Origin of the sequence: Marivirga tractuosa, from assembly GCF_042140215.1 — a bacterium.
GTDB classification, from domain to species: Bacteria; Bacteroidota; Bacteroidia; order Cytophagales; family Cyclobacteriaceae; genus Marivirga; species Marivirga tractuosa_A.
The window spans coordinates 699,652-725,070 of sequence record NZ_CP159478.1 but is presented as its reverse complement, the minus strand read 5'-3'; the positions used below and the strand labels follow the sequence as shown (position 1 = coordinate 725,070).

The following is a 25,419-nucleotide window of genomic DNA, read 5'->3' as shown; positions in this document are numbered from 1 at the left end:
GTTAGTGAAAGAGAAGGGAAGTTAGAAAGTTTAATTATATTCTCAGGATAAAATAAAAACTCATCCCATGAAAACCACTAGCAAACATGATGAGCGTATGACAAAAATGACATTCGCTTCCGTATATCCACATTATGTCACTAAAGTGGAAAAGAAAGGCAGAACGAAAGAAGAATTGCATCAGGTCATAGAATGGCTAACAGCTTTTGATGAAAATATGCAACAAAAACTCATTGACGAGAAAGTTACTTTTGAGGAATTCTTTCAGAAGGCTAAATTAAATCCGAATGCCAAGCTGATTAAAGGAGTAATCTGTGGTTATAGAGTAGAAGAGATTGAGAATCCTTTAACCCAGAAAGTAAGGTATTTGGATAAATTGGTGGATGAATTAGCAAAAGGCAAGAAAATAGAAAAAATTTTGCGTGATTAATAAAATCAATTCTACAGTTACTAATTTACTATAGTAAAGAAAGTGGTTTACCAAGCTAATATTCCTGCTTATATTTGCCCAACCACTTAATCATTTTGCTATGAAATTTCCTGCAGCGCAAAGCATTCTATTAATTATTGCAGCTTTAGTAACTATTTTAACCTGGCTAATTCCTGCTGGTAGCTATAATTCTTTAAGTTATGAGGCAACCTCAGATCAGTTTAGCATTCAAAGCCAAGATTCTAGCTATAATTTACCCGCAACTCAGGCTAGTTTAGAGCAATTAAACATCAAGATACCGCTGGAAAAATTTACGAGCGGGGCAATCTATAAACCTATCAGTATTCCCAATACCTACCAGCAACTTCCCTCCCAGCCTCAAGGAGTGATCGATTTTCTATCTGCTCCTATAAAAGGAATTATAGAAGCAGCTGATATTATTTTCTTGGTTTTGATCATTGGGGGAATGATTGGGATCATGAATGTAACAGGAGCTTTTAATGCCGGGATGAGCTGGCTATCAAAAGCATTAAAAGGACGTGAATTTTTATTGATCATTTTTACTACTTTACTGATTTCTTTAGGAGGAAGTACATTTGGATTAGCAGAAGAAACCTTAGCCTTTTATCCCATATTAATTCCTATTTTCATAGCAGCAGGTTATGATTCCATGGTTGGGCTTGCCAGTATTTTTCTCGGTTCTGCCATAGGCGTAATGTGCAGTACAGTGAATCCATTTGCCACCATCATTGCATCTGATGCCGCAGGTATTAGCTGGACAAGCGGCCTGGAAGGAAGAGTGATTATTTATGTAGTTTGTATGGCCGTGACCATTGCTTATATCCTAATTTATGCAAGGAATGTAAAAAGAAACCCTAAGAAATCATTAGTAGATGCCAGTACTACAAAATCTTTATCATACATAAATGAAGCAAGTAAAGATAATGACATTCCGTTAACTTTAAGATTACGTGCAATTCTGCTCGTTTTCACTGCTTGTTTTGTCATCATGATAATGGGAGTATCCCAATGGGATTGGTGGTTTGTAGAAATGACCACAGTGTTTTTTGCAGGCTCAATTGTGATCGGATTTATAGCCAAAATGAAAGAAAGTGCGTTTATTAATTCTTTCATCCAAGGGGCTGGCGACTTACTTGGAGTGGCTTTCATTATCGGTTTGGCAAGAGGAATTACAATCCTGATGACGGATGGTTTGATAAGTGATAGTATTCTTTTCTATGCAAGCGAATTTACTACAGGCATGAATAAAGGAGTTTTTGTCAATGTGCTTTTCTTTATTTATCAAGGCTTGACTTTCTTCATCCCCTCCAGTTCAGGAATGGCGGTACTGACTATGCCAATCCTTTCCCCACTAGCAGACAATGTAAATATTGGCCGTGAAGTAATTGTAAATGCTTATCAACTTGGAAATGGCTTGTTTAATAGTGTTAGCCCAACTGGATTGGTTTTGGCATCTTTAGGATTGGTGAAAATTGGCTATGAAAAATATCTTAAATTTATGTTGCCACTTTATGCAATTTTAGCCTTAATCGGAATGGTGTTTTTAACGATTTTGAGTTACTAGAATAATTCCATCAAGATCTAAATGAAGACATTTTAAATTACTATGGATAAACCAAATGTAGATGTCTGAACTAAAAAAAAGCATAATTGAAACTTTTGGGATTACAGAAAAAGAATTCGAAAGTATCAAAGGATTTTTTAAGCAGAAAAAAATTAAAAAAGGAGATTATTTTTTTCAAACTGGACAATATGTGCCTCATTTGGGTTTTGTCGAAAATGGCATTCTGAGAGAATTTCTCTATGAGAATGATAAAGAAATCACAAAGTGGTTTTCTACTAGTGGCTTTTTTGCAGTTGATTTAACTGCTTTTATATATGGACAAAAATCAAAGGTCAATTTCCAGGCTCTAACGGATGTCAATCTACTGACACTGTCCAAAGAAAACTATGATGCAATCGGTGAAAAAATTCCAAGATGGGACAAATTGGAAAAGATGTTTTTAACCAGTTGCTTTTCTGTTGTGGAAGATAGAATCATTTCCCACCTTTCAATGAACGCTGAAGAACGCTATATTCAATTATTTGAACGTCAACCACAACTCTTCAATCAAGTCCCTTTAAACCATCTGGCTTCTATGCTTGGTATGACACCTGAAACATTAAGCAGAATCAGAAATAAACTGAGCAAGCCCATTTCTTGATATTTATCAATTCAAAGAAGAAATAAGATTTAGAAATTTGTGAGAAATAACGTGCTCTAAAAAGTGAAAATACTTGACAAGCACAGGTAAAGTAAACAATTTTCAAAATCTATTCAATTCCATAATGTAGCCCGATTAACAAGGGTGACCATTCTTTAACAATAATACGCATATGAAAGCAGCCATAATAAATAGTTTTGGTAATTCAGAGGTTCTATCTGTAGAAAATGACATCCCAAAACCTGAAATAAAGAAAAACCAAGTTCTGGTTAAAGTAATAGCCGCAAGTATTAATCCCTTGGATTATAAAATCAGAAAAGGGGAATTAAAACAAGTTCTTGGTAATAAATTCCCCATGATTCTTGGAAATGATGTAGCTGGAATAGTAGAAAAATGTGGAGAAGATGTTCATGATTTCAAAGTAGGAGATCATGTTTATGGTATGATTGATACAAATGAAAAACCATCCTATTTCGGATTTGCTAAGCCAGGAGCATATGCGGAATATGTTGCAACTCGAGCAGATACTTTGTCATTGAAACCTCAGAATCTTTCTTTTGAAGAAGCTGCTTCAGTGCCTTTGTGTGCTTTAACTGCTTATCAATCCTTAGTCAAAAAAGTCAAAATCAAGAAGGATGACCGAATTCTGATAAATGGCTCGTCTGGTGGAGTTGGGGTTTTTGCTGTGCAGATTGCAAAATCAATTGGAGCTGAGGTAACTGCTGTTGCAAGTAAGCAAAATAAGCAATTAATGCTAGATTTGGGAGTAGATCATTTTTTTAATTATAAACAGAAGTCAATTTACGACATTGAGGAGAAATTTGATGTTATATATGATATTGCTTCCAATTTAACATACAGTAAATCAAAACCCTTATTAAATAAAAAAGGGGTATTTATCTCCAATACTCCCAGTCCAATTGCAGCATTAATTCCTTGCTTAAGAAAAAGGAAAAAGGTTAAGAATAAGACATTCGCATGGGTGTCTCCCCATGGAAAGGATCTTTCAGTAATTTCCAAAATGATCAGTACAAATCAAATAAGACCTTTAATTGATACTATTTACTTTTTAGACCAAATACGAAATGCACATGAGCACATTGAAAAGGGAGGAGTTTCAGGTAAATTGGTGGTTAAAATTTGATTTATATAGTTTCAACATTGTCATGGTTGGCATGTATACCCCTGAGGAAAATAAAACTTTGAAGTAATCTTTTTAGAAGGATTAAAAGTAAAAAAGCCGAATCAGATAATTCCGATTCGGCCTTTTACTATCAATTAAATATAAATTAAGCTTCTACGGCCTTCTTTTTTCTCTTTGCTAAATCCAATACAACTGGAGTTGCAATAAAGATAGAAGAGTAAGTACCAACTAAGATACCAACCAATAAAGCAAAAGAGAATCCTCTTAATACTTCTCCACCGAAAATAAATAGAATTAAGATAACCAGTAAAGTCGTTAAAGAAGTCATTACAGTTCTGCTTATTGTATTATTGATAGCCGTATTGAAGGTTTCTTCATTAGTAGCTTTCGATTTAATACCCAAAGTTTCCCTGATCCTATCAAACACAACCACAGTATCGTTAATGGAATAACCGATTACCGTTAAGATTGCCGCAATAAATACCTGATCAATTTCGAATGAGAAGCCCAGTAGTTTGGCAATGGCAAATGCTGATAACACGAATAATGTATCGTGGAATAAAGCCACAACCGCACCCAATCCAAACTGCCATCTTCTAAATCGGATTAAGATGTAGATAAAGATTGCTATTAGCGCAAATATTACTGATTCCTGAGAAGAGTTTCTGATATCATCGGCAATAGTTGCTCCTACTTTAGAAGAACCACTTATAGTGAAATCATTATCTCCCATTGCAGATTCAGTTTCCACATAGCTCATTCCGGTTGCTTCCGCTATTCCGTCAACGATTTTAGTTTTAACTGTATTATCTGCTTCAGTTGATTCCTCATTTACCAAATATGAAGTAGTTACTTTAAGGATATTGTTGGCACCATAAGTTTTTACTTCCGTTCCGGCATCCTCCAATTTTCCATCTAAAGCAACTTTAAGGCTTGTAGTTTCAACTTGTTCAGCAAATCTCACTATATAAGAACGACCACCGGTGAAATCAACGCCTAATGTCAGGCCTTTGGTCACCATTAAAACAATACCAATTGTGATAACAATTCCAGAACCTATATAAGCCATTTTTCTTTTGCTCATAAAGTTAAAATTAATATCATTCAATAAGTTCTTAGAGAATGGAGTAGCAAAAGAAATTTTACTTTGATCACCTTTTTTGCTCATCCAGCTTACGATTACTCTTGTGATAAATACCGCTGAGAAGAATGAACATGCAATACCAATCATTAAAGTAATAGCAAATCCTTTAACCGGTCCTTGACCTAACCAATATAAAATAGCACCAGTCAAGAAAGTGGTTACGTTAGCATCCACAATAGAGCTGTAAGCTTTAGCATAACCAGAAGAAATTGCTTTCAACAATGGAGAACCAGCCCGCATTTCCTCTCGAATACGCTCAAAGATTAGTACGTTGGCATCAATGGACATACCAATAGTTAATACAATACCTGCTATACCTGGTAGAGTCAGTGCCGCATTCAATTGCGCTAAAATTCCTAAGATAAAGAAGATATTGAATACCAAAGCAATGTTGGCAATCAAACCACCTTTTGAATAATAGGCAACCATGAAAATCAACACCATACCTAAACCAGCCACGATAGAAATAATTCCTTGTGCTCTGGCTTCTTTACCTAAAGTTGGACCAATGATCGCTTCCTCCACAATTCTGGTAGGAGCTGGCAATGAACCTGCTTTCAGAATGTTTGCCAAATCTTTAGCCTCTTCCATAGTGAAATCACCTTCTATGATCGATTTACCATTCGGTATTTCACTGTTTACTCTAGGTGCAGAATACACATAATTATCTAAAACAATAGCAATTCTGTTATTGATATTTTCTCTGGTAATTTTCGCCCATTTTCTGGCTCCGGTCGGATCCATGCTCATATCAACAGCCGGTTGACCTCCCTGATCAAATGTTTGTCTTGCATCGTTGACTACTTCACCTGTCAATAATGCTTGATTTCCCCTTTGCGTTCTTACTACATAAAGTTCCAATAGCTCGGTTCCATCTTCTAATTCTCTTGGCTTCACATCCCATAAAAGTCTTGTGTTTCTTGGGAATAGCGCTTGAATATCCTCTCTTTGAATGATATCATTGATTTTGGCCGTATCAGTGATTTCGTATATTAAACCACGACCTCTCATTAAACTAAATAAAGGAGAAACATTTTGTGCGTTCTCTAATGAATCAAGATTAGCATCAGCAGTATCAGCTTCTTGACCTTCAGTAGCTGTAGTGTCCGAATCTTCATCCTGCAAAAGATCTGCAAGATTTCCACTTTCTTCTGATGTTTCAGTAGAATCGTCAGAACTTAATTCATCTTTTTGATTTGCTTTTTGCTCTGCTACTAAAATTTCATTCGCTTCACCAAGAGCATCTGAAACCTCATTTAGTTCAACAACTTGTAAGAACTCTAATTTCGCAACACCTTGTAATAATTTCTTTACCCGTTCAGGATTATCAACACCAGGTAATTCAATTTGAATTCTTCCAGTATTTTCTAATTTCTGAATATTAGGTTGAGAGGTACCAAAACGGTCAATTCTAGTTCTTAAGATTTCAAAAGAACGATCAATGGCATCATCCACTTCTGAACGAATTATTCTTAATACTTCGCTGTCTTCTGTTTGGAAGCTTATTCTATCTCTGTTAGCAGAAGTAGCAAAGAATTCACTTAGCTTTTTGTCAGGGTTTTCCTCCTGAAAAGCTTGGTAAAATAAATCAACAAAACTGCTTTGACTAGTTTTTTGTCTTTCCTTTGCAGTTTCTAAAGCATTGATTAATGCTTCATCCTCATTATTACCACTTAATCCTTTAATGATATCTACAGGTGAAACTTCTAAAGTCACGTGCATACCACCTTGTAAATCAAGGCCTAAGTTTAATTCCATATCCTGAACCTCCTTATAGGTAAACTCTACACCTAAAAGGTTATAAACAGGAACATTGTAAACTGAATCTAGGTAATTCTGTCTTTTTGAGTAATCAATATTCCCAGCTTCATCAGTAGCTTGAGCAGTGGCATCATCTTTTATGCCGTTCGAAACAAATGTAAATGACAAATAGTAGATACATAATAATGTAACTATAGCTGTCATAAACACGATAAATCCTCTGTTCTTCATCTGTATTTATTATTTATTTAAGTGATTATCTAAATCGCTCCATCTACTGAAGCAATTTATATTTTGATTATTTATTAAATTATTTTTGAATCTTAGATTTTAAAAATCTAGAACTTGATTGGACTACTTTAATAATTAGGGCGCATTTGGTGATATAATGAGCCTAAATAGTGTATGAAAGTAATTATGATAAGCTTTTTCTACACATTCAAGTATTGTGAAATCCTTTTTGTCTGGATTAGGGATTTCTAATAATAAATCAAATGAATGGAATAAATTGAATTGCATTACTGGCAAAAGCACATCATAAGCCAGCATTCTATATTCTGCTTGAGGCTTTTCTTTTTCGTTTTGCTCAGTTTTCTCAACCTTATCAGAAATATCAGTTACATAAGGTTGCTGAAAAAATAACAACACAGCCATTGCCATTCCAAATATTAGACTGCCTGACCTCTTAATAGATTGTATGTTATTTCTTTTTTTCATTCTTTGGGTTGCAAATGTAATTAAATTTCAGGAAAGTCAATATAAATATTTCAATTGAAGACTTGTTTTATGATTAGGAGTTGAAGCTTTTATATTTAGAAAAGTTTTTAACCACTTTCAAATCATAAATGCCAGACAGCTATGTAGTTTATGCTAGCTAGATTAATGAAAAAAACTACCTTCTTAAAATGATTCTAAAAGTAGTGCCTTTATTCAAAACTGACTCTTTCACGGTTATTTTTCCATTATGGTAATTTTCTATTATCCTTTTAGCCAAGGTTAAGCCTAACCCCCAGCCTCTTTTCTTTGTAGAAAACCCTGGTTGAAAGATTTCTTTTATTTTGCTAGATGGAATTCCTTTTCCAGTATCTTTCACATCTATCAATGCATCACCATATTTTCCTTCTTTTAAAGTGATGGTAATTTCTCCCTCCCCACTCATGGCATCAATTGCATTTTTGCATAGGTTTTCTATCACCCAGTCGAAAAGTGGTTTATTGATATCAGCAGTCACTAAGTCATCTTTAGATACAAAATTGATCAACACCTTTTTGGAAGTTCGCTTTTGCAAATAACTGACAGTGGACTGGATAATTTTGGATATATTTTCATCCTTTAAAACAGGTACAGACCCAATGCTAGAAAAGCGTGAGGTGATCAACTCCAGCTTGCTTATATCCTTTTCGAGTTCTTTAGTCACCTCTTTATCTTTTATATCATCATCAATTTTCATGATTTCTAACCAAGCCATTAAGGATGAAAGCGGTGTGCCTAACTGGTGAGCTGTTTCCTTTGCTAAACCAACCCACACCTGGTTTTGCTCTGCTTTTCTGGAATAGGAAAAAGAAACATAACCAAAAAACACAAAAGCAGCTATAACAGACAATTGAACATATGGATAATATCTCAACCTGTAAATCAAATCTGAATTTCTGTAATAAATATATTGATAATCCTCAGGATCATTAGAGTCAGTCCACGAAATGACAATTGGCTCATATTCCTGTTCCATTATTTCGAGTTCCTTCTTTAATATTTTTTTTCTATCCTCTGCATCATGTTTGCTACTGTCAATATCAATATTTCTATAAATACTGGGATTACCATCGGCATCTACTACAATAACTGGGATGGAATTATTAGGGGTAACAATTTCCTGAAAAATGAAAATCAAGTTTTCGCTATTATCGGGATCACTAGTGTATTCCTGTGTTTTGGCAAAAAGCTCAATATAGCGCTCCTCCCTTTCTTTTAATTCTTCAACTATACTATTAGTATATAAAACCGAAGCGAAACCAATTATAAGTGAAAATGCTAATGCTATCCATTTCAAAGCCGCTTTGCTTTGATAAATGGAGGAGGCATTGCCCATAAAAGGATTTTCAGACTGGTTTACCATTTATATTTTTGAAGCAAATTATAAAGTTTAGCGGATAACGTAAAGCTTCCGCTTTATTACTTTCTATAAAATAAAAACATTGGCTAAAAGTTATATAGGTAACTTGAGTAACCCTTTTTTAACTTTTTCGATAGATAGTATATGGATAATATTGTTCAAATTGAATTATTTGGTGTTCGCATAGATGAGCCAATGGTAACTCTTACCGATTTATTAGTTAGCTTTTTATGTTTTTTATATTTTTATAAAATGACGGTATCCCCTCGAAAAGGGCAAGTTTTCACCTACTTCAAATATTATTTCCTAGTGATGGGACTGGCAACTACCTTTGGCGGTATTATAGGTCATGCTTTTTATTATGAATTCACTAAAACATGGAAATTAGTGGGTTGGATAATCAGTATGTTTGCCATTATGCTAATTGAAAGAGGTGCAATAGAGCATACGCGGATAGTCCTAAATAAAAAATATGTAAAGATTTTAGGGGTAGTAAATATAGTTGAGTTTCTGATCTTTTTAGGATTGGTATTATTTACATTAGATTTCTTTTATGTACAACTCCATTCTGGCTACGGCTTAATGTTTGTCGTTTTCACTATTGAAGTCTTGCTCTTCCTTAAAACTAAAAATAAAGCTACTCAATATATAATGGCAGGAATTGGATTTGCTGCACTTTCAGCTCTAGTGTTTGCAACAGAATTTAGTATTCATAGGTGGTTTAATTACTTATCTTTAAGCCATGTGATGATGGCTGTTGCCACAGTATTTATTTATGGTGGAGTGAAAAGAATAAAGGTTAAAGAAACTCAGCCTAAAGAAATGGCATAATTCTTTTGATTCCATCTTTTTCAAAGTTTAAAACTTTGGAAAAGTTTCTATCCTAAAAAGAGCATAAAAAAAGCCCGCCATTCTCCAATGGCGAGCCCTACTATGGAAACGACTAATTGAATACAAATTTAGAGGGCGATACTATGTTTAAAGTTCCTATCGCCACTTTGAACTATGAATTGATAATTTCCTTTTTCTAAAGAAGAAATATCATATCGCTTTTCAATATCTGAATTGCTACCTAAATCTTCTTTGTAAATCACATTACCTTTATCATTGGTAATCAATACTGAAGTTGATGCAGCATTTAAATTCAAATAATTGAAATCTACCGTGCCATTTTCTTTTAAATTGATAAATGGTTTGTGTATGGTAGTAAATTGGTCATTTGCAACCCTTACAGAATCCCAAGTAATTGTAATAGGCAATACTTCGATATTCAATGCATTTTCAAGTTCTATTTTGTATTGACCCGATTCTAAATGTCTTAAATCAAAGTTTTTCAAAATACCATTTACATTTTCTACAGTCTCACTGTAAACAACCTGACCAAATTGATTTTTTAATCTTATATTAGTCATATCAGACTGTGCTGAACCTACCCTTAAGGTAATCATCTTGTTTTCCTTGCTTGTTAATTTCACAAATGGGAATCCATCTGCAAAGCTCATTAAAGGTAGTGCTATCAATACGAATGCAAATACCGTTTTTTGAATGTTTAAATTTTTCATAAGCTTTTTCTTTTAAGTACATTACAAATGTAGGGCACTTTTTTGCAAGCAACTATGTTAAGATTTTCCAATATCAATACTATATTAACCATGCTGTGTTATCTAATTGTTATTAAGAGGTAAAATTCAATAACAAAATTTAGATTCAAGCGTTTAAACTCTCATTATGCAGTTTTATAAGCCAACACTCGAACAAATTGAACCTACCTTCGGAAGTTCAGTATTAATCAAGAAATTTGAGCAATCGAAACCAAATAAAGAACCATTTTGGCATTTTCACCCTGAAATTGAATTAGTATTCGTTAAAGGTGGAAATGGAAAAAGACATATAGGAAATCATATATCCTATTATCAGGATGGTGATTTAATGTTGATTGGCTCTAACTTACCCCACTACGGTTTTACAGATAGGCTCACAGGAAACGAATCCGAAACCATTATTCAAATGAAAGAGGATTTTCCTGGTTCAGTATTTTTGAATCTTCCAGAAATTCAACCGATAAAACAACTCATAGAAAATGCTAAGCTTGGAATAGTTTTCACTGGGGATACTAAAAAAAGGATTGGAAATAAAATAGAGGAATTGGTAGATAAGCCTCCTTTTGATCGATTAGTAGGTTTAATTCAGATACTAAAAGAACTATCTGAGATTAAAGATTACTATTTGCTCAATTCTGAAGCAGTTTCGATTGAAGCTAAAGCAGTAGATCAGCAAAGGGTTAATTTAATATATGATTATGTGAGGGATAATTTTAAGAGAAATATATCCTTAGAGGAAATTTCAGCAGAAGCGGCCATGACTGTTCCTGCTTTCTGCAGATATTTTAAAAGAATCTCTAATAAGACTTTTACGCATTTTGTTAACGAACATAGGATAGTACATGCTTCAAAATTACTTTCTGAAGGAAATTTAAATATAACAGATATCTGTTACGCATGTGGTTTTAACAATATTTCACACTTCAACAGACAGTTTAAAGAGGTTACTGGCAAAAGTCCTTCAGATTATAGAAAAGAAATCAGGAGAGTGGTGAGATAGGTTAGCAGGTTTTCAAGTTATTATAAATAATCACTAATCTGCTTTCGATCAATGGTTTTATATATGAACAGATTAATTTTCTTTTAGAAATATGTAAAACACTTTTCTTTATGCAGATTGATCCTATAGATTAGCATTAGCTCATGGGTGTCATTGGTATAATTACTAAGATTTGAAATGGTATAATCATATGCATAGCCAAATGTAAAATTCTCATTAACTGTAAGCGAACACATTAATGATATAGCATCATTACTTCTATAAGACATCCCTACATTTAATACATCTTGAAGAATTGCATTTGCATTAATATCGAATCCCATAGGGGCATTTTCTTGTACCCTTATCATGGCAGAAGGATAAAAAATGAAATCTTTATTTATAGGAAATAAATAACCTCCATTTAAAAAGTAATATCTAGATTCTTTAGCCTCAGCCAGCCCATTTCCAGTTCTTAAAACTCGATTCTCTACTACATAAGGAGAAGATAAACCTACAAAGCCTTTTTTGTTACTGTAAAAAAGCCCTAGTCCGAAATTAGGGTTTAAAGTATTTTGAAAGGTGGAAAAGACCACATCTGTTTGGCTTTGAAGATTTAACTCATCAAAATTAGAATTCAATTGATTCACACCTCCCTGAATACCTGCAGCCAATACGCCAGTTTCAAATTGTATCTTAAAAGAATAAACACCATATAAAGCAAAGCTTTCGTGCACACCAATGGATTCATCAATAAAGGTGATTCCAAATCCAGAATGTTTATCCTTAATTCCAGTATGGATAGAAGCAATATTAGTTACTGGCGCCCCTTCTAAATTCACCCATTGGTTTCTGTGTAGCAAGTTTAGCGTCAGATCATTTTTATGACCAGCATAGGCAGGATTAATTACAAGCTGATTGTAACGATATTGAGACAATACTCCCGTTTGCTGACCAAAGCTGGTCAAAGCACATAAAAAAAGCGGTATGATAAAAAATAATATTCTCATCTAAACAATTCTAAATATCCTTTTACTACTTCTGAACCATCCCCCTTATCAATAATATAGAAGTAAGTTCCATCTGGAAGTTTCTTTTCTCCAGCATATACTCCTCTGTTCCCAAGCCCTTCGAAGGCATTTGAGTTATTACCATAATTTTGAGCAGCGAAAACTAAAGCCCCTGCTCTATTATAGATTTCAACTTTATTTTGTTGAAAGTTTTCAATACACCCAATTTCCCATGTATCATTTTCCCCATCATTATTAGGTGAAACCCCATTATAAACATTTATTTCAGAGGTGATGGTAAATTCTTCTGTATAGGCACATCCATTACTCCCTATGACGGTAACACTATAATCGCCTGCTGTAAATTCATCAAAAGATTCTCCAAAGGCCGTTCCATAAGGTGTTTCCCATTCAATTGCGCGATATTCATAGTCAGAATTGATAGAAATGCTTGCAACACCATTATAATCACCGCAATTCTCAGGCTCTAAAGTAAGATTGATTATGGGTGCTTTTCTATTATCAGTAATTTCAACCTCTCTTGGTTCTGATATACAACCTGAAACGGTATCCGTAGCAGTAACTAAATAATTCCCTATTTCTAACTCAGCCACTTCAGTAGTTTCAAAATCAGCTATATCACTTATTTCATTTAAATACCATTTATAAATGTAATTAGGATTGAGATCTGAAGCAGAAATTTCTGCTGCCCCATTTGGCTCTTCACAACTATCAAACATTTCTGTGATTTCCACTTCTGGAGGAGGAATTACGGTCAGGTCCTCTGTGATAACAATATTTTCTTCCCATAAACAATTAGTTGTTACGTTTCTGTAAGTAACAGTATACTCAGCAGCTGAAAGTTCTGAATTTTTTCTGCCGTTAAATTCTGCAGTAGAATCTGGTAAAGAAGCTGTTCTATACCAAAGCACTTCAAAATTGGATGTGACAAATACAGAGTCAGTTGGGTCATCTTCATCTACATAATAAAGGATAGCTTCAGCTACTCCATTTACTTTTTCAGGATCACAATAAGTATTAGGACTAATCTGATTCAATTTTAACTGAGGTTCTTCTATCCGTTCTGTTATAGTGAAGCTAACTGGATCTGATACACAATCTGGTGCATCTAAATCAATTGCTTCCACTATATATTCACCAACTGGCAAATCTCTTTGCCATGGCCCAGTAAAATCAGGTTGATTTTTTATGGATGTCCCTATATACCAGTTAAACTCAAAATTTCCATCAAGATTATAGATTTGTGCATAGGCACTTCCATTCGGGCTACCGCAATTTGTAACGGGAGATGTTGACAAGGAGATTTTAGGCAATTCAGGTAAAAATTCTACATAGAATTGTGCAGTATCTGAACAATTTGTAACAGCACTATATACAATGACAGAATAATAACCACTATCCAACTCATTTAACCTATTTGCATTGCCAATTAAGTTTGCATCTGACGCAATTGGTAAACCACCTTCATACCAAGTGAAAGTATAGTCTGAAGTTTGACCACCATCAGCGGCTACTTCTAAAAATCCATCAGGGGTAACAGGATTACAATCCGTATTAGGTTTAGCATCTGTCAGTTCAATAGCAGGACTACTTGCAGTAAAAGGAATCTCAACTTCAATCGGGTTATCAGTTACACAACTAGTTGCTGAATTTGTGATGATAACATAATAGCTACCAGCAGGTCTTCCCGTAAGAGAGGCAGTCGTTTCTCCGCTAATCAAACCATTGCCATCATAACTTTCATAATACCATTCATAAGTAAAATCAGAAGGTGCCCCAGGATTTAATGAAGCTACGGTAATACTACCTGAATCAAAACAATCAGATTGAAAAGTGATATCAAATGTTACATTTTTAGCCACACTTATTGTTAAATCTTCACTTAAGTAAAAAGATTTGATACTTGAACAAGCTTCACCCGGTGCAGTATTATCCGTAACTCTTACAGTATAATTACCAGCAGCCAATCCGCTTACTGTTTCTCCGGCAGCGCCAGAAATTAAAGAAGCATCAACTGCATTAGTTGTATTATTTAAACCTGTAAACCACTCAAAAGTGTAATCCGTTAGAGTTTCGCCATTTACTGAAGCACTCATGCTTCCATTAGGATTCGTAGGGTCACAACTTGAGTTCGGATCATTTTCTACTATTACAATGTCAGGACGAACAGCTACATCCAAAATTTCTACTCTTACTGCATTTGAAATACAGCTTGAGCCTGGATTAACCCCTACATTTCTTGTAGCCAACACATAATATACTCCTGGATGAATAGTAGCATAATTTGTATTATCTAATATTGAACCTGAAACCCCTGAAATCGGATTATTATTAGTATAGTCTGTTTCACCATCATACCAGGTGAAAATATAGTCATTTACACCAGCAGGAGTATTTGGCGCAATATTATTAACTTCTATACTCCCACTTGGAGAACAGTTAGTAGAATTTACAACTGTAAAATCGGATCTTCTTAATACTATCGGTTCGGGATTATCCTCTACTGTGATTGATCGGGTAGTGATACATTCAGACTCTCTGTTGAATAATTCTATTGTATAACTTCCTGGTAGAATCAAGTCTCCCGGAGCAGAGGTGAAAGTATAGGGACTGGCCACATCCGTTACATCTGCTACCGTTGCCCCTGCCGGTTTGCTCGTAAATGTAATGTCATAATTAGAGGACGATATTGGTAAATAGCCCGAAGGTGTGGACATGTTCACCGTTATGGTTGCATCTGAATTAGGATCCGCATCACAGGCCGTATTTACTGTCTGGCTTAAAGCTAATGTCGGCTCTACCTGAGCATCTGGGATTTCAACCCTGACCCCTACTGAACTACAGCCTGAACCTGGATCCGTGGCTGCATCTCTTGTAGCCACTACATAATAAACTCCCGCTCCTATATGGGCATATGTCATGCTATCTAATAGTGGGCCGTTTACCCCGCCTATTGGCGTATTACTATCATAGTTCGCTTTTCCCTCATACCAGGTAAATGTGTAATCTGATACGGCTGCTGGCCCTATGTTATTTACTTCTATTCTTCCGCTTGGCACACAATATTCTGCTCCTCTTACATTTAAATCTGATCGGCTAAAGATTATTGGCTCTGGATTGTCCTCTACCGTGATGCTGCGGGTGGTGATACATTCAGACTCTCTGTTGAATACTTCTATTGTATAACTTCCTGGTAATATTAAATCTCCTGGTGCAGAAGTGAAAGTATAGGGACTGGCCACATCCGTTACATCTGCTACCGTTGCCCCTGCCGGTTTGCTCGTAAATGTAATGTCATAATTAGAGGAGGATATTGGTAAATAGCCCGAAGGTGTGGACATGTTCACCGTTATGGTTGCATCTGAATTAGGATCCGCATCGCAGGCCGTATTTACTGTCTGGCTTAAAGCTAATGTCGGCTCTACCTGAGCATCTGGGATTTCAACCCTGACCCCTACTGAACTACAGCCTGAACCTGGATCCGTGGCTGCATCTCTTGTAGCCACTACATAATAAACTCCCGCTCCTATATGGGCATATGTCATGCTATCTAATAGTGGGCCGTTTACCCCGCCTATTGGCGTATTACTATCATAGTTCGCTTTTCCCTCATACCAGGTAAATGTGTAATCTGATACGGCTGTCGGCCCTATGTTATTTACTTCTATTCTTCCGCTTGGCACACAATATTCTGCTCCTCTTACATTTAAATCTGAGCGGCTAAAAACTATTGGCTCTGGATTGTCCTCTACCGTAATTGATCGGGTAGTGATACATTCGGACTCTCTGTTGAATAGTTCTACTGTATAACTTCCTGGTAATATTAAATCTCCTGGTGCAGAAGTGAAAGTATAGGGACTGGCCACATCCGTTACATCTGCTACCGTTGCCCCTGCCGGTTTGCTCGTAAATGTAATGTCATAATTAGAGGACGATATTGGTAAATAGCCCGAAGGTGTGGACATGTTCACCGTTATGGTTGCATCTGAATTAGGATCCGCATCGCAGGCCGTATTTACTGTCTGGCTTAATGCTAATGTCGGCTCTACCTGAGCATCTGGAATCTCAACCCTGACCCCTACTGAACTACAGCCTGAACCTGGATCCGTGGCTGCATCTCTTGTAGCCACTACATAATAAACTCCCGCTCCTATATTGGCATATGTCATGCTATCTAATAGTGGGCCGTTTACCCCGCCTATTGGAGTATTGCTATCATAGTTCGCTTTTCCCTCATACCAAGTAAATGTGTAATCTGATACGGCTGCCGGCCCTATGTTATTTACTTCTATTCTTCCGCTAGGCACACAATATTCTGCTCCTCTTACATTTAAATCTGATCGGCTAAAGATTATTGGCTCTGGATTATCCTCTACCGTTATACTTCTTGTGGTTACACATCCTGAAACAGTATTTTCAATTGTGAAAGTATAAGAACCTGGTAACACATTTTCACCGTTGCCTGGAGCATCCGCACCAAATACAAATGGACTAGTTATCCCAGTTTGATTTGACAAGGTTGCTCCTGGCTGATTATCGACTGTAATATTATAATTTGCACCAGAAATACTACCATCTGATGAAGGCGTGGACATTGTTAATTCAATAGAAGCATCTGAATTTGTAGTTGGATCACATGCAGTATTCGCTTCTTGACTTAAATTTAGTACTACTGGATCTAACTCATCAGCCACCACTTCTTGAATAAATGCACTAGTACAGCCTTCTGCATCTGCTCCGGCAACATTTCTAGTTGCGGACACATAATAAGTCCCGGCCCCTAAATCCGTAAATTCAACTCCGCCTGCTACTGCATTTTGAGTAGGAGTTATAATATTACCCGCATTAGTTCCATTTAGATATACAGTAAAATCGTATTCACTGATAATTCCTGGGGTGATGTCAGTATCAAGTATCCTTAGCGTACCATTTGCATTGCAATAAAATTGTGGTGTGGCTATAATGTTGGATATTTCAGGGGTTACTCTTTCATCTCGAATAGTATAAGTTTTGGTCACAAAGCAATCTGTATCATCATCAGTAACGGTTACAGTGTAATCTCCCGGCAATTTATCGCTTATAGTAGCGGTGGTTTCACCTGAACTCCATGAGTATGAATAGGTGGTTACTTGTGTAGTATCTCCTGCTCCTTTTGAAGGGGTAATTGTAATTTCTCCATTTCCAACACAGCTTGTGTTAGGTGTAATAGCTGCATCTAGCTCTGGCTGTCGAGCTGCAGAATCTAAAAACACTGTGTGAGGAGTAAGCCTACATTTAGAACCAAAGGTCTCAATAGGCACAACTGTATAATAACCAGGTGTTAAACCTGGGGTACCATTGATTTGATCTAAAACAGCAGTTTCGATATCATTTCCTCCTCCATCAGTAATGATATTTGCTACAGCCTCATTTGTACCATCATACCAATTATAAATATAATCATCAAAATCTTGCCCACTTGCAATATTATTAAGATCTAAAACTTCTAGTCTACCATTTGGTGTTGAACAATTTGTAGAATTATCAACATCCATTTTAGCTACTGTAACTTCAGCACCATCAACATATGGTAAATCTACAACTAAAAATTCTTTACAGCCAGTACTTTTATCAGTTACAACCACAGTGTATCTATTAGTAATTCTACTGTATATTGTTGCACCTGCATTTGGATTGGCAGCTTCCTCTGCAAATACTGGGGGAGGACTTGTTTCACTTGGTGGCGGGACCCCTCCAGAATTAACGTTATTAGGATCTACTTCTAAAGCGCTTGCTAAGAATGTAGCTTCAGGATTAGTATAAAAGTTAGAATTAGCATCTATTGGACTGCCCTGATACCATTCGAAAGTCCAATCACTATAATCCGCCTCACCTGCATCAACAACTCCATTGTTATTAGAATCTACAAAAGCTGTAATAATACCATCATTGTCAGTACATTGTGCTGGCTTTAAATAAATTTGAGCAGCTACATTAAATTGTGGAATTGGCCTATCAACAAAAATAGTAAATGGATCAGAAACACAGCCAGTATATCGATCTGTTGCCACCACTGTATAATAGCCAGAATAGATCGCAACCCCAGTGTTAGGTTCACTTAAAACAGGACTGGCACCATCATCTGTAGTAGTAACTAAACTTGCACCTGATGCAAATTGACCTTCATACCAAGTAAAATCATGTCCATTTGGTGCCGCATTAGCTGAAGTAATGTTGGGTGTTATCTCTACATCGGTATTACAATCGACAAAAGGAGTGGTTACAGTTGCCTCTACAACTGGATCGATTATATTTTCATCCAAATAAATATTTTGAACAGTTTGACAGCCGCTTGCTAAATCTGTAACTCTTACTGCATAATCACCAGCATCAATATTTTGTATTGTTTCTCCGTCTCCACCAATAACATCTCCATCAACGCCATTATTAAATGGAGTGCTAGTATCAGTACCTACAAACCATTCATAAGTATAACCTGCGGCTGAAGCTGCTCCGCCTGTTAAAGCTGAGGTGGTAAGCTGCCCATTAGGACTACCGCAAGAAGTTTGTAATGCATCCTTATTGATAGAAGCTGTTGGAGTAGTAATATCATTGGGTACTGTTACGGTAATAGCTTCCGAACTACAAAACTGACCAGGTCCAGTTGCTTCTTTAGTCACTATAAGTGTATAATCTCCTGGAGCTAAATCTGTGTAGTTGTCAGCTCCCAATCCACTAAAGGCCACTGGTAAGCTGGTATCTGTTCCAGTATACCAATCAAATCGATAATCTGATAAAGTAATGGCTGCTCCGTCATAGGTCACCGCTGATTGTATCGCTCCGCTATAAGTGATAGTAGGATTGGTTAAAGAAGGGTCACATACCGTATTCGCTGTAATGTCATTAGTGGGGTCAATGTCAATTACCGGCTTTTTAATCTCTTCTGGCAATGCATAACTTACTTCATCTTGACAACCACTGCTTAAATCGGTAACTAATAGGGTATAGGTCTGGGCACTTAATTCACTAATCTCTTCCCCATCCGTTCCGGATATGGTCCCGTCTGTTGCAGGATCAAATGGCGTGCTCGTATCTCCTCCCACAAACCATTCATAGGTATAACCTGCGGCTGAAGCTGAACCGCCCGTTAAGGCTGAAGCCGTTAATTGACCATTTGGTTGTGCAGGATCACAAGAGCTCTGTGCAAAGTCTAAAGATATTGTTCCAACCGGTGATTCTCTTTCATTTGGGACTACTACCGTTACCGGATCTGATGAACAATCGAAACCTGGCCCTGCTGTTATTCTGGTTACTACCAAGGTATAGGTACCATCTGCTATATTTGTATAGGAATCTTCTCCTGTTCCTGTAAATACAGGTGCCACGCTCGTGTCCGTTCCAGTATACCAATCAAATCGATAATCTGATAAGGTGATGGCTGCTCCATCATAGGTTACTGCTGATTGTATCGCTCCGCTATAAGTGATAGTAGGATTGGTTAAAAAAGGGTCACATACCGTATTCGCTGTAATGTCATTAGTGGGGTCAATGTCAATTACCGGCTTTTTAATCTCTTCTGGTAATGCATAACTTACTTCATCTTGACAACCACTGCTTAAATCGGTAACTAATAGGGTATAGGTCTGGGCACTTAATTCACTAATCTCTTCCCCATCCGTTCCGGATATGGTGCCGTCTGTTGCAGGATCAAATGGTGCGCTCGTATCTCCCCCTACAAACCATTCATAAGTATAACCTTCTGCTGATGCTGAACCGCCCGTTAAGGCTGAAGCCGTTAATTGACCATTTGGTTGTGCAGGATCACAAGAGCTCTGTGCAAAGTCTAAAGATATTGTTCCAACCGGTGATTCTCTTTCATTTGGGACTACTACCGTTACCGGATCTGATGAACAATCGAAACCTAGCCCTGCTGTTATTCTGGTTACTACCAAGGTATAGGTACCATCTGCTATATTTGTATAGGAATCTTCTCCTGTTCCTGTAAATACAGGTGCCACGCTCGTGTCCGTTCCAGTATACCAGTCAAATCGATAATCTGATAAAGTAATGGCTGTTCCATCATAAGTCACCGCTGATTGTATCGCTCCGCTATAAGTGATAGCAGGATTGGTTAAAGATGGGTCACAAACCGTATTCGCTATTATGTCAGTAGTGGGGTCAATGTCAATTAATGGCTTTTTAATCTCTTCTGGTAAGTCATAACTCACTTCATCAGTACATCCGCTAGCATCAGTAATTAAAACCGTATAGGTTTGCGCTGATAATCCAGAAACTGAGATGCCACTTGCAAAGCTACTTCCTGTTGCATCACTGCCAACGAACCATTCATAAGTATAGGAAGTGCCTCCATTAGCTGTTACACTTAGTTCACCATTTGGTGCGGTAGTATCACATGATGTCTGTGATGCTACTAAAGAAATTGCCCCTGAAATTGTAGGAGTTAAATCCTCTACTGTTAAAACTTGAGTAGAAGATAAGCATTTCGAAGCATCATCCTCCACAACTAAAGTATAATTTCCAGCTACTAAGCCACTGATTGTGGCACCAGTTCTGTCTGGACTAGATATATCTGGTGCGGCAATATTTCCATCAAACCAATAAAAATTATAACCCGCTGTGGTTCCACCAACAGATGCTTGAATCTCACCATTTAAAGGATCACATTGTGTTTGATCTGTAATAGTAGTAGTGGGCACTGGTGTAACACGGTTATCTAAAACTGTATGCTCATAAGTTTCTGAACAACCAGTAGTTTGATCTGTTGCTAAAACAGTATAAGTACCAGCATTTAATCCACTAATACTTGCACCTGGTGATGGAGTGATTTCATCAGATGCAGCCGTACTAGAACCATTAAACCATTGAAAATCAAAACCACTAGTTCCTCCCTCTGCTGTTACAGAAATTGCTCCATTAGGACTATTACAAGAAGTTAATTCTGAAGAGGAAGCAAGGGCAATAACAGGGGTTGAGGTCTGATCTGCTACAGTAAATACCTCTGGGTCAGAAGTACACAAAGTAGTATTATTCTGCACTACCAATGTATAATCACCTGCTAATAAACTATTGTAGCTTGTTCCTGTAAAATCAGGGTTATTAATATCAGGGCTTGCTATATTTCCATCAAACCAATAAAAATTATAACCTGAAGTTGCCCCATCTACATTAGCAGAAATGGAACCGTTTGGATTAATACAAAATGTTTGATCCGTTATGTTTCCATTTATGTTAGTTGGGAAAGTTAATGTTTCAGTCACTTCAATTTCAGCAGTTGAAGAACAATTCTGAGAATTAGGATCTGAGATATTGGTTGCTCGAACTGTGTAAAAACCAGTCGCTAAGTTAGTCAAGGAAGCAGTAGTACCAATTAAATTCGCATCTAGTGTATTTTGCCCTTCAAACCATTCAAAATCATAACCAGAGGTAGTTCCATCAGCTGTAGCTGAAACTGCCCCATTTGGGTTAGCTGGATCACAAGAGGTTTGCTCTTGATCTAAATTGACTAAAACATCGGGTATGGAAGTTAAATCTTCTACAGTTAAGGTTAAGGGATTCCCAGAACAACCTGAACTTTTTTCTTTAGCAACAACAGTATAACTTCCGGCAGTAAGCCCCGTAATTGTTGCCATATTATTAAAATCAGGTGCGTCTTTTACAAAGCCACCTATAAACCAATCAAATTCAAATTTATTATTATTCTCCCCTTGTACAAATGCTGTTAGAGCCCCTGCTGTAGGATCTTCACAATCCGTTATATTAGCTACCACATTTCCATCTACAACCGGTACTTCCGCATCCAACCCTACTGATAAACTTACAACTGTCTGACATCCAGTTGACTCATTGGTAACTACTACAGCATAAGTGCCTGGTTTAAGATTATTGGCATCAGCACCAACAGCTACTACATCTCCAATAAATGGATTATTACCCTCATACCAAACAAAATTCCAACAGATACCATGTTTACAGTCTTTAAGATCATCATGGCTATGATCGGGGCCTTCAGAAGGAAAATCAGCCCTTACCCTAACTCTAGCTCTACCATCGTTTTCTTTGCAATTTTTTGCATTTCTAATTTCCTTAACATATGCATCTGGGCCAACTTCTGTATTGTTTATAGTAATGGTTACTTCGTCAGTGAAAGTGGATTTATCATGAATAGCCTGGACGGTGTAAGTCCCATCAGCCATTTGATCATAAGAGGCACCTACAGATATTGGAGTACCAGATGTAGTAGTTCCTTGATACCAATTAATTGTATAATCTTTTAAGTTTGAATCTTCATTCCCGTTATCTTCTATAATTACTGCATAAGCGGATCCAGTTGGACTGAGATCATCATCACACAGATTATTATCTGATAGAACAACAACCTCTAAACGATCTGGATTTACAGCAAAAAGTCCGGCTATCGAAAAAAGTAAAAGAATAAACGTTAAAAGTGATCTCATTAATTAATGGCTACAGTTAATCGTTTTAGAATTATAAAACTCTAAAACATATGTTACAACAAATTTAACTGATCACTTAGTCCCTTAAACTGTAAACTAATATGAAATATTACAAACTACAGACTTTACTAGTTATTAGATACTTAAAGCAAATAGGCAGTATTCGATAAATTGATTCTATAATAGGATGTAGAAAGAAAAAAGATCGATTTTATCTTTTATGAAGAGGTGAATCTAACATTGTACAATGACAATTATTACAAAATTCATCTTTTGATGTATGAATTGAATGAAAACTCAAAATTAAATATCAAGTAATAATTACAGAGATTAACCATTGCATTTATTAAAAAGGAAATTATATCCCTAACTTTTTCTCATAGAGAAAACATTCAATAAACTTCAATTATAGAGGTTAAGGAGTTTTATTAATTTATTCTCGTATTCAGAAATTATATTTTATCATACTTATTAAATGAAATTAAGCATACTTATTCATGTATTATCTCCTTGATAATTTTAACTTAAGATATTAAAGTAAATGATATCTTTGAGTCAACTTTCGACTATCGAAAAAATTTAGCGATGAGGTTTAAAATTTTATTCTTTTTCATCTTAATTTATTCCTCTGTTGCAATTGCACAGTACAATGCTGGCGGTACTCAATTTTATATTGGTCCTCGCGCTAGCATTAATGTTGCCAACTATACAGCAGGTAAAAACTTACAAGGTGTACCACAATCAAATGGAAGTCCAATAGGTTTCGGTGGTGGCTTTATGTATAAGTTTAAGGTAACCGATTTCATCAGCCTCCATGGAGAATTGAATTACGTAAAGAAAACACGATCCGTAATGGATTCAACTATTGAAACGAAATTCAATAATTATCATCTTGATGCTCCTATATTATTCGAAATAAGCTTCCCAGCAAAAAATAAAATGATTGGAAAGTTCGAATACTTCTTTAATGTTGGTGGTCAGATAAGCTATTGGCTTAATGGTCGAGGTGAAACAAGCATCACAAATGATACTGAAAATCTCTCCGCTTCTTATAAAATTGATTTCAATCGAGATACAAATCAATCGAATGATCCCAATGAACTGAACAGATTTCAATATGGCTTTATATTCGGTACTGGGCTCACGCTTCCATCCGTAGGAGATAATTATTTTGTGATAGAAGCAAGATATTATTTCTGTCAAACCTTTTTAGGCGGGAAGTACTCTACAGAAGTGGGTGACCTTACGTATGAAGATGACCTAAGAGGAAATTATCAAATCGTTTCCCTGTCTTTAGCCTATACTTTTGGTTTGAATTTTATGCCAAACAGTCAAAAAAAATCTGGGACGAAGGTCAAAACAGTAGTGAAATAGAATCTTCATATAATATTTGAGTGGCTTCTACTAACCATTTTTCAGGTGCTTTAATAGCTTCTTCTTGACTTTTAGCTAAATCTGTCAAACTGTAAACCCCTTTAATTTCTTTTGGAAATTCATTTTTGAAACTATTATAACCAACCACTAAAAATAAGGGCTTATGGTTTTTATGACAAGAATTTAAAACTCCAGAAACTACTTTGCCTTGAAAAGATTGTGTATCCAATTTGCCTTCTCCAGAAATCACAAGGTCTGCATTCTTCACCTTATTATCTAAATTGAGTGCATCTGCAATAAATTCAATGCCAGAATACAAATCTGCATTTAGAAAAAAAGTGGCGCCTCCTCCCATTCCTCCAGAAGCACCCGCCCCAGGATATTGATCAATATTGAAATTAAATTGCTGGAAAATTAAATCCTTTAGATGCATCATTCCTTGATCCAAAAATTCTAAATCTTTTTTTAAAGCTCCTTTTTGAATTGCATATTGATAACTAGCTCCATTTTTTCCTGTTAGTGGATTGTTCACATCCGTTAAAACAGAAACTTTACTACCCTTCAATAAGTTATCTTCTGGTAATTTAATTGATTTGATTTGGTGTAGATTTTCGGCAGTTGGAAGGAATTGTTCTCCTTCATTATTTAAAAATTGAAAACCTAAAGCGGATGCCATGCCTACACCCCCATCGTTTGTAGCACTACCCCCTATACATAAAATGATCTTGTCACATCCTTTATTTAGGGCATCTTTGATTAATTCTCCTGTTCCAAAAGAAGTGGTTTTTAATACATTTTGCTCATCAGACTTTAATAATTGTAAACCAGAAGCAGAAGCCATTTCAATAAATGCGGTATTACCTTTAATGAAATATTGAGCTTCTATATTTCGCATAAGTGGGTCGTACACTTTAGCAGTAACTGGTTTTGCATTAGCTTGTAATGCTAAAATTTCAGATGTTCCTTCTCCTCCATCTGCCATAGGTAGACTTTCAATTTTCAAATTAGTAGATTCTTTTTTTAAGGTAGTCTCAATTATTTTGCAAACGTCTTGGGCAGACATACTATGCTTAAACTTATCAGGAGCTATTAAAATCTTCATAGGAATTGAAATTTATTCTTTATATTCATCAAAATGAAATCTAAAATTAAATTATACAAAG

At 36.1% G+C, this 25,419-nt stretch carries 14 protein-coding genes; 7 read left to right on the top strand and 7 right to left on the bottom strand.

Annotated elements, in window-relative coordinates:
* The first annotated feature begins 67 nt into the window (after nt 1-67).
* From ABWH96_RS03190 to ABWH96_RS03175, 4 genes are all read left to right on the top strand, one after another.
* On the top strand, nt 68-430 hold the full coding sequence (locus ABWH96_RS03190) for a DUF2200 domain-containing protein (protein WP_375580086.1): 363 nt from the start codon (nt 68-70) through the stop codon (nt 428-430).
* Nucleotides 431-530: 100 nt separating this feature from the next.
* Nucleotides 531-2,015, top strand: a complete 1,485-nt coding sequence (locus tag ABWH96_RS03185; RefSeq protein WP_375580085.1) for a YfcC family protein — start codon at nt 531-533, stop codon at nt 2,013-2,015.
* A gap of 61 nt (nt 2,016-2,076) precedes the next feature.
* Nucleotides 2,077-2,655 (top strand): Crp/Fnr family transcriptional regulator, encoded by a 579-nt coding sequence (locus tag ABWH96_RS03180; RefSeq protein ID WP_375580084.1) that lies wholly within the window; start codon nt 2,077-2,079, stop codon nt 2,653-2,655.
* A 172-nt stretch (nt 2,656-2,827) separates the two neighbouring features.
* Nucleotides 2,828-3,799: an NADP-dependent oxidoreductase gene (locus ABWH96_RS03175; RefSeq protein ID WP_375580083.1), complete on the top strand. Its 972-nt coding sequence runs from the start codon at nt 2,828-2,830 to the stop codon at nt 3,797-3,799.
* 145 nt (nt 3,800-3,944) lie between these two features.
* On the opposite strand, the gene secDF is transcribed toward ABWH96_RS03175, so the two are convergent.
* The 3 genes from secDF to ABWH96_RS03160 form a co-directional block, all read right to left on the bottom strand.
* Complete coding sequence (gene secDF / locus ABWH96_RS03170) at nt 3,945-6,935, bottom strand: protein translocase subunit SecDF (protein WP_375580082.1); 2,991 nt, start codon at nt 6,933-6,935, stop codon at nt 3,945-3,947.
* Nucleotides 6,936-7,070: 135 nt separating this feature from the next.
* Nucleotides 7,071-7,421, bottom strand: coding sequence for a hypothetical protein (locus ABWH96_RS03165; protein WP_375580081.1), 351 nt, complete (start codon nt 7,419-7,421; stop codon nt 7,071-7,073).
* A gap of 175 nt (nt 7,422-7,596) precedes the next feature.
* Nucleotides 7,597-8,820 carry a sensor histidine kinase gene (locus tag ABWH96_RS03160; RefSeq protein ID WP_375580080.1) on the bottom strand — a complete coding sequence of 408 codons (1,224 nt, stop codon included), beginning with the start codon at nt 8,818-8,820 and terminating at the stop codon, nt 7,597-7,599.
* A gap of 141 nt (nt 8,821-8,961) precedes the next feature.
* Between ABWH96_RS03160 and ABWH96_RS03155 the strand changes: the two genes are divergently transcribed.
* Nucleotides 8,962-9,648: a DUF6962 family protein gene (locus ABWH96_RS03155; protein WP_375580079.1), complete on the top strand. Its 687-nt coding sequence runs from the start codon at nt 8,962-8,964 to the stop codon at nt 9,646-9,648.
* A 128-nt stretch (nt 9,649-9,776) separates the two neighbouring features.
* On the opposite strand, the gene ABWH96_RS03150 is transcribed toward ABWH96_RS03155, so the two are convergent.
* Nucleotides 9,777-10,379: a DUF3244 domain-containing protein gene (locus ABWH96_RS03150; RefSeq protein WP_375580078.1), complete on the bottom strand. Its 603-nt coding sequence runs from the start codon at nt 10,377-10,379 to the stop codon at nt 9,777-9,779.
* A 166-nt stretch (nt 10,380-10,545) separates the two neighbouring features.
* Between ABWH96_RS03150 and ABWH96_RS03145 the strand changes: the two genes are divergently transcribed.
* Nucleotides 10,546-11,418 carry an AraC family transcriptional regulator gene (locus ABWH96_RS03145; RefSeq protein WP_375580077.1) on the top strand — a complete coding sequence of 291 codons (873 nt, stop codon included), beginning with the start codon at nt 10,546-10,548 and terminating at the stop codon, nt 11,416-11,418.
* Between the two features lie 83 nt (nt 11,419-11,501).
* Here the strand turns inward: ABWH96_RS03145 and ABWH96_RS03140 are convergent, their stop codons facing one another.
* Both ABWH96_RS03140 and ABWH96_RS03135 read right to left on the bottom strand, forming a co-directional pair.
* Nucleotides 11,502-12,407: a type IX secretion system membrane protein PorP/SprF gene (locus ABWH96_RS03140; protein WP_375580076.1), complete on the bottom strand. Its 906-nt coding sequence runs from the start codon at nt 12,405-12,407 to the stop codon at nt 11,502-11,504.
* Nucleotides 12,404-22,882, bottom strand: a complete 10,479-nt coding sequence (locus ABWH96_RS03135; RefSeq protein ID WP_375580075.1) for a gliding motility-associated C-terminal domain-containing protein — start codon at nt 22,880-22,882, stop codon at nt 12,404-12,406. Before ABWH96_RS03135 ends, ABWH96_RS03140 begins: the two co-directional genes overlap by 4 nt.
* A 585-nt stretch (nt 22,883-23,467) precedes the next feature.
* On the opposite strand from ABWH96_RS03135, the gene ABWH96_RS03130 reads away from it, so the two are divergent.
* Nucleotides 23,468-24,256: an outer membrane beta-barrel protein gene (locus tag ABWH96_RS03130; RefSeq protein ID WP_375580074.1), complete on the top strand. Its 789-nt coding sequence runs from the start codon at nt 23,468-23,470 to the stop codon at nt 24,254-24,256.
* Here ABWH96_RS03130 and ABWH96_RS03125 read toward each other — a convergent pair.
* Nucleotides 24,237-25,358, bottom strand: coding sequence for a glycerate kinase (locus ABWH96_RS03125; protein ID WP_375580073.1), 1,122 nt, complete (start codon nt 25,356-25,358; stop codon nt 24,237-24,239). The genes ABWH96_RS03130 and ABWH96_RS03125 overlap by 20 nt on opposite strands.
* Nucleotides 25,359-25,419 lie beyond the last annotated feature (61 nt).